The sequence below is a fragment of the Mycobacterium sp. E136 genome, assembly GCF_001666865.1.
GTDB lineage: Bacteria > Actinomycetota > Actinomycetes > Mycobacteriales > Mycobacteriaceae > Mycobacterium.
This window is the reverse complement of sequence record NZ_LZJE01000059.1, coordinates 22,215-28,556: the sequence shown is the minus strand read 5'-3', so window position 1 is coordinate 28,556 and position 6,342 is coordinate 22,215. Positions and strand designations below refer to the sequence as shown.

At 66.6% G+C, this 6,342-nt stretch carries 7 protein-coding genes and 2 pseudogenes; 7 read left to right on the top strand and 2 right to left on the bottom strand.

Features of this window, described 5'->3' with window-relative positions; genetic code table 11:
* Positions 1-78: pseudogene (gene sufC, locus A5698_RS28430) on the bottom strand (Fe-S cluster assembly ATPase SufC); the annotation flags it as partial.
* Here sufC (A5698_RS28430) and sufC (A5698_RS04395) point away from each other — a divergent pair.
* The 4 genes and pseudogenes from sufC (A5698_RS04395) to A5698_RS04380 form a co-directional block, all read left to right on the top strand.
* Positions 71-217 (top strand): annotated as a pseudogene (gene sufC, locus A5698_RS04395) (Fe-S cluster assembly ATPase SufC); the annotation flags it as partial. The pseudogenes sufC (A5698_RS28430) and sufC (A5698_RS04395) overlap by 8 nt on opposite strands.
* A 3-nt stretch (positions 218-220) precedes the next feature.
* Entirely contained in the window at positions 221-1,474 is a 1,254-nt protein-coding gene (locus A5698_RS04390; RefSeq protein WP_068293692.1) for a cysteine desulfurase, read from the top strand.
* Position 1,475: 1 nt separating this feature from the next.
* A complete protein-coding gene (sufU, locus tag A5698_RS04385; RefSeq protein ID WP_067081450.1) occupies positions 1,476-1,934 on the top strand; it encodes a Fe-S cluster assembly sulfur transfer protein SufU in 459 nt (152 codons plus the stop codon).
* Positions 1,931-2,278, top strand: coding sequence for a metal-sulfur cluster assembly factor (locus tag A5698_RS04380; RefSeq protein ID WP_064406096.1), 348 nt, complete (start codon positions 1,931-1,933; stop codon positions 2,276-2,278). Before sufU ends, A5698_RS04380 begins: the two co-directional genes overlap by 4 nt.
* 10 nt (positions 2,279-2,288) lie before the next feature.
* Here A5698_RS04380 and A5698_RS04375 read toward each other — a convergent pair whose 3' ends face one another.
* A complete protein-coding gene (locus A5698_RS04375) occupies positions 2,289-3,656 on the bottom strand; it encodes an HNH endonuclease signature motif containing protein (protein ID WP_084792247.1) in 1,368 nt (455 codons plus the stop codon).
* Positions 3,657-3,783: 127 nt separating this feature from the next.
* Between A5698_RS04375 and A5698_RS04370 the strand changes: the two genes are divergently transcribed.
* Genes A5698_RS04370 through A5698_RS04360 form a run of 3 tightly spaced genes read left to right on the top strand, consistent with a single transcriptional unit; the run spans position 3,784 to position 6,319 of the window.
* Positions 3,784-5,118, top strand: a complete 1,335-nt coding sequence (locus A5698_RS04370) for an MFS transporter (RefSeq protein WP_068293689.1) — start codon at positions 3,784-3,786, stop codon at positions 5,116-5,118.
* Positions 5,119-5,159: 41 nt separating this feature from the next.
* Positions 5,160-5,690, top strand: coding sequence for a hypothetical protein (locus tag A5698_RS04365; protein WP_067081441.1), 531 nt, complete (start codon positions 5,160-5,162; stop codon positions 5,688-5,690).
* Positions 5,687-6,319, top strand: a complete 633-nt coding sequence (locus A5698_RS04360) for a hypothetical protein (protein ID WP_068293686.1) — start codon at positions 5,687-5,689, stop codon at positions 6,317-6,319. Before A5698_RS04365 ends, A5698_RS04360 begins: the two co-directional genes overlap by 4 nt.
* Positions 6,320-6,342: the final 23 nt, after the last annotated feature.

Below are 6,342 nucleotides of genomic sequence, written 5' to 3'. Positions count from 1 at the left end.
GGTGTAGTGGGTGATCAACAGCACGCCGCCGTTCTCGCTCTCGGCGTACCGGTTGACACCCTCGCTGACCACCCGCATCCTGCGTTACATCCAGCCGCAGTTCGTGCACGTGTTCGTCGACGGCCGCATCGTCACCTCCGGTGGCCCGGAGCTCGCCGACGAGCTCGAGGAGAATGGCTACGTCCGGTTCACGCAGACGGCGGCCGCGGAGGCGTAACCCATGACCGCCTCCGTTCGCCCACTGGATCTGGCCGCCATCCGCGCGGACTTCCCGATCCTCAAGAAGCAGATGCGCGGCGGAAACACGTTGGCGTATCTGGATTCCGGGGCGACCTCGCAGCGGCCGGTGCAGGTGCTCGACGCCGAGCGCGAGTTCCTGGTGTCCTCCAACGGCGCGGTGCACCGCGGCGCGCATCAGTTGATGGAGGAAGCGACCGACGCCTACGAGGACGGCCGCGCCGACATCGCGGCGTTCGTCGGTGCCGACCCCGACGAGCTGGTGTTCACCAAGAACGCCACCGAGGCGATCAACCTCGTGTCCTTCGTCGTAGGCGATTCCCGGTTCGGGCAGGCCGTCGGGCCGGGCGATGTCATCGTCACGACGGAACTCGAACACCACGCGAACCTGATTCCGTGGCAGGAGCTGGCGCGCCGGACCGGTGCGACGCTGAAGTGGTACGGCGTCACCGACGACGGTCGCATCGACCTGGATTCGCTGCGGCTCGACGAGCGTGTGAAACTCGTTGCTTTCAGCCATCATTCGAATGTGACCGGGGCGCTGGCGCCGGTCGACGAGCTGGTCTCGCGCGCAAAAGCGGTGGGCGCACTGACCGTGCTCGACGCGTGCCAGTCGGTGCCGCATCAGCCCGTCGACCTGCATGCACTCGACGTCGACTACGCGGCGTTCTCCGGCCACAAGATGTTGGGACCCACCGGGATCGGCGTGCTGTACGGCCGCGACGCTCTGCTGAACGCGATGCCGCCCTTCCTGACCGGCGGGTCGATGATCGAGACCGTCACGATGGAGGAGACGACGTACGCGCCGGCGCCGCAACGCTTCGAGGCGGGAACTCCGATGACGTCGCAGGTGGTCGGATTGGCCGCGGCCGCACGCTATTTGCGTGAGATCGGCATGGACGCCGTCGAAGCGCACGAGACGGAGTTGGTGGCCGCGGCGCTCGAGGGGCTGACCGCGATCGACGGTGTGCGCGTCATTGGTCCGACGTCGCTGGAGAACCGGGCCTCGCCGGTCAGCTTCGTCGTCGACGGTGTTCACGCACACGACGTCGGGCAGGTGCTCGACGACGACGGCGTGGCGGTGCGCGTCGGGCATCACTGCGCGTATCCGCTGCACCGTCGATTCGGTATCGCCGCCACTGCGCGTGCGTCGTTCGCGGTGTACAACACGCTCGACGAGGTCGATCGCCTGGTGGCCGGTGTGCGCCGGGCCGTCGAATTCTTCGGCAGGGACTGACGTGCGGCTGGAGCAGATCTACCAGGAAGTGATCCTCGATCACTACAAGCACCCGCACAACCGCGGGTTGCGTGAACCGTTCGGCGCGCAGGTCCATCACGTCAACCCGACGTGTGGCGATGAGGTGACGCTGCGGGTGGCGCTGTCCGATGACGGTGAGCAGGTGGTCGACATCTCCTATGACGGCCAAGGCTGTTCGATCAGCCAGGCCTCGACTTCGGTGCTCACCGACCAGGTGATCGGGCAGAGCGTCGGCGACGCATTGAAGACCGTCGCCGCGTTCAGCGAGATGATCTCCTCGCGCGGGACCGTCGAGGGAGATGAGGACGTGATCGGCGACGGCATCGCGTTCGCCGGCGTTGCGAAGTACCCGGCGCGGGTCAAGTGCGCGCTGCTGGGATGGATGGCTTTCAAAGATGCGCTGTCACAGGCATCGGAGAGATTTCAGGAGGCAGGATGAGTGACACCGCAGTGCCCAACGAGGAGCTGTTGTTCGATCTCGAGGAGGCGATGCGCGACGTCGTCGACCCCGAGCTCGGTATCAACGTCGTCGATCTTGGCCTGGTGTACGGGATCAACGTCGAGCAGGGGGAGCAGGGCAACGTCGCGTTGATCGACATGACGCTGACCTCTGCCGCCTGTCCGCTCACCGACGTGATCGAGGACCAGTCGCGCACCGCTCTGGTCGGCGCGGGCTTGGTCAACGAGTTGAAGATCAACTGGGTGTGGAACCCGCCGTGGGGCCCGGACAAGATCACCGAGGATGGCCGCGAGCAGCTTCGCGCGCTCGGTTTCACCGTCTAGTCACAGCCGCTCACGCGGCATCGGGTTCGGCCCGTGGCGGAGTGGGGCGCCGGTGGTGCCGGTTGGCCCGCGGTTGTCGGCTCGGATCCACCGATTTCGGTGGGTACCACAGCGTTTGGCCTAGGGATTCTTCGTCGTAGCGTCTGCGACCCTGCCATTCCTGTTCGCTTCGCCCAGCGAGGCCGTGGCTCTGTTCACACAGGAACGTCAACCGGTCGATATCCGTCGTGCCGTCGGGCGCCCACTCGATGAGGTGGTGCACCTGCGAGTGATAACCGGGTTGATCGCAACCCGGCATCGTGCATCCGCCGTCGACGGCGTGCAATACGATTCGTTGGTCCGCGGACGCCAGCCGTTGTGAACGTCCGAGAAAAATGGGCCGTCCAGACTTTTCGTCGTAGATGTACAGATAGTGGTGCGCGTGCGCGGCCATCCGCAGCGCAACCTCCACGGGCACGGTGGAACCGCCGCCCGTCACCGCCACACCGGCCGCCGACTCCAACTGTTGCAACGTCATGGTGACGATCGCCGTCACCGGCAACCCCCGATGCTTGCCGAGCTCACCCGACGCCAACAGCGCGCGCCACGAGGCCTTCACCGCGTCGTGATTGCGTTGCGCGGTGGTCCGGGTGTCGGTGGCCGCCGCGACGGGATCCGGATCGCCGTCGACGGAAGGTAGCGGATCGGCGGAATTGCACATGCCCGGGCGGGCTTTCGCGGCGAGCAGTATTTCGAGGTAGCTGCGCGCCTCGGCATCGACGCAGAAACGTCCGCGACTCATACCGTCGGCGTCTTGAGGGCCGAGCGTGAAGCCGCGGCGGGCGGCTCGGCTGCGTTCGCGCGTCGCCGGGTCGGAGTGTTCGATGTCGAAGCCGACCAACAAGTTCGCCGCCTCGCGGCGCAGCACCTCTGGCCGTTCGGCGACCGCGATGGCGGCCAGCTCCAGGTCGAAGTGCTCGCGATCCTGTCGAGTGGCGCTGTCGGGGAGCTTGTCGACGGTGTCGCGGATGATGCGCAGATGTTCGGCCCCGATGAGCCCGTGCCGCGCGGCCTGGGACGTCGCGGGCAGCGTCGGCGTCTGGTCGGAAAGGGCAGTGGCCATGGCGATTCGAGCACCGGCATCCGTCGCCGAGATGTGCAGCTGGTTGGCCAGGTGATCTCGTAACCTATCGCCGCCGGCGGGGACACGGGCGGCCCTGAGCCGGTTGATGATGTCGAAACCAACCGTTGGCAATTGCCGTTGGCAGGACTCGAGAATGCTCAGCAGCGAGTCGAGCATCTGGACGGGCAGTTCGTCCCAGGGCAGCTCGGCGATGTCCGCGATGGCCGACTCCAGGCGCTGGGCCCGGGCCGCGGCCTCGTCGAGATCGATCGCCATCGCCGACCTCCCTTCGATCCGAACCTGTGTTGATTCTGGCAGAGGGGTCTGACAACTGAATCGCCCTTTGAATCACGGCGTGCACAAACCTGTGCCGCCGTGACCGGATCGGGAATTGTCGAACTTCGTGTCTTCAGCGACCGATGTCTCGACCGAACAGGCAAGCCCGGTAACCGATCCTACGGCGGACGCGTCGAGGGTCCGCACCGCGCTCGTCGCCAGCCTCGTCGGGACCACGATCGAGTGGTACGACTTCTTCCTCTACGCGACCGCGGCCAGCCTGGTCTTCAATCAGGCGTTCTTTCCCGATCAGAGCTCTCTGGTCGGGACGCTGCTGTCGTTCGCGACGTTCGCGGTCGGGTTCGTCGTCCGGCCGATTGGCGGGTTCGTGTTCGGTCACGTCGGCGACCGGATCGGCAGGAAGAAGACACTGGCGCTCACCATGGTCCTGATGGGCGGAGCGACCGCCCTGATGGGGGTGTTGCCCACCGCCGCGCAGATCGGCGTGCTCGCGCCCATTTTGTTGGTGCTGTTGCGCGTCATCCAGGGTTTTGCGCTCGGCGGCGAGTGGGCGGGTGCGATTCTGCTCGCCGTCGAACACAGCCCTCCGCGCAGACGTGGGATCGCGGGCAGCGTGCCTCAGGTCGGCCTGGCGCTGGGCCTCGCGCTGGGCACCGGTGTGTTCGCGCTGCTTCAAATCGCCCTGCCCGACGACGCTTTCGAGTCGTACGGCTGGCGGATCGCGTTCCTGATCAGCATCGTGCTGGTGGTGTTCGGCTTCATCGTGCGGTGGAAGGCGACCGAGACCCCGGCCTTCGAGAAGGTCCGCGACGAGGACGACCGCTCGGCGGTACCGCTGCGCGACGTCTTCCGTCGGCCCGCGCTGCGCAACACGGTGCTGGGTCTGTTGTCGCGGTGGGGCGAGGGCGCGGCGTTCAACACGTGGGGCGTGTTCGCGATCTCGTATGCGACCGGCACGCTCAAACTCGAGCGGGTACCGGTGCTGATCGCCGTAACCGTCGCCGCACTGTTGATGGCAGTACTGCTTCCGGTCTCCGGATTGCTGACTGACCGGTTCGGCGCGAAAACGGTGTACGCGAGCGGAATCGTGGCCTACGCGGTCGCGGTGTTCCCGGTGTTCACGTTGTTCAACACCGGCAGCATGACGGCCTACGCAGTCGGAATGCTGGTGGTGTTCGGCGTGATTCACGCGTGGTTCTACGGAGCCCAGGGAACGCTCTACGCGTCGTTGTATCCGGCGCGGATCCGCTACACCGGGCTGTCGACGGTGTACCAGTTGTCGGGGGTGTATTCCTCCGGGCTGACCCCTCTCATCCTGACCGCGTTGATCGCGGCGACGAACCAGTCGCCGTGGCTGGCGTGCACCTACCTCGTGGCCACCGCGTTGATCAGCGTGGTGGCGACGCTGTTGTTGCGGCCGAAGGCGTTGACGGAAATCTGAATGCGCGCTCCGAGCGCTGATACGCGGGCCAGAATGACTTCGTGGTCACGGTGCCTGCGGTCGTCTGGCGGGGCGGGTTCGCCCGTCGCGCGCTGACGGTCGGGGGCTGTGTCGGGCTCTGCCTCGGTGCGCTGGCATGGCTGGACTCCGGCTTCCTTCTCAGCGGTGTGATCGTCACGGTCGTCGTCGGCACTTTCTACGGCATCTGGATGGCGCGCCGCATGGACCGGTACTGGCCGGGAGCGAAAGCGCTCTCGGGCGACGAACGGGTCGCCGTGGTTCGCTCGGTCCGCGGCGGTACGAGTCTCGACGAGTCACGGTTGGCGGAACCCCGGATCGACTACGCCCGCGGTTTGTGCGTCGCGGCGGAGGAGGCGCGTCCGCTGCGGTGGGTGCTCGTCGTCGTCCTGGTCGTCGCACTGTGCGTGGCGGCCTGGGACGCCGTCTACGGCTCCTGGGGTAGCGCGGTCGCCTCGGTCATCTACCTGGTCGCGCTGCTGGTGGAGATGTTCTGGTGGCCGAGGCGGCAGTCCCGGCTCGTGGCCCACGCTCGTACCCTCGATGCGGTATGACGCACCCCTACGTCGCCACCCGCCGCCAACTGCGCTGGGTCGCCGAAAGCCTGATTGCCGGCCCGCAGTTCCGCACCGCGGGCACCATCAGGCTCGCCGTGCGTCCAGACGGGTTCACCGCGGCCGCCATACCCCTCTCTGTGCAGGGCACCGACCTGGTGTTTGCGAACGGCAGCATTCCGTTGTCCGGGCCCGTCGCGGCGATCGCCGAAGAGGCGGGCGTCACCCCCGGACCTCCCGACGGTGTGTACCGGATCGTCGACCCGTTGCCGGTCGACGCCGAACTCGACCTCGATCCAAACGCTGCGGCTTGGCTGCAACGCGCCCACTACGCCGGCGGCTATGCTCTGAAAAATATTCTGCCCCAACAGCATCCGACACTGTGGCCGGAACACTTCGACGTCGCCGTGACCGAGGACGAGGTCAACTACGGCGTATCGGCCGGCGACGAGACCCACCCGACCCCCTACGCGTACGTCGGGCCGTGGCGGAAGCGCGCCGGACAATTCTGGAACGCTCCGTTCGGGGCGCTCTATCCGCTCGAGGCCGGGCACGACATCGACGCGCTCACGGCTGTGATCGCGGATTTCTTCGAGCGTGGCCGCACCGAACTGGGTATTCGTCCGTAGGCTGGGAACACACAGCTGACCGT

Excerpts from the sequence above, each read along its gene's own strand:
- A5698_RS04375 (WP_084792247.1), bottom strand. The coding sequence starts at position 3,656 with ATGGCGATCGATCTCGACGAGGCCGCGGCCCGGGCCCAGCGCCTGGAG.
- A5698_RS04360 (WP_068293686.1), top strand. The coding sequence starts at position 5,687 with ATGACGCACCCCTACGTCGCCACCCGCCGCCAACTGCGCTGGGTCGCC.
- A5698_RS04390 (WP_068293692.1), top strand. The coding sequence starts at position 221 with ATGACCGCCTCCGTTCGCCCACTGGATCTGGCCGCCATCCGCGCGGAC.
- A5698_RS04380 (WP_064406096.1), top strand. The coding sequence starts at position 1,931 with ATGAGTGACACCGCAGTGCCCAACGAGGAGCTGTTGTTCGATCTCGAG.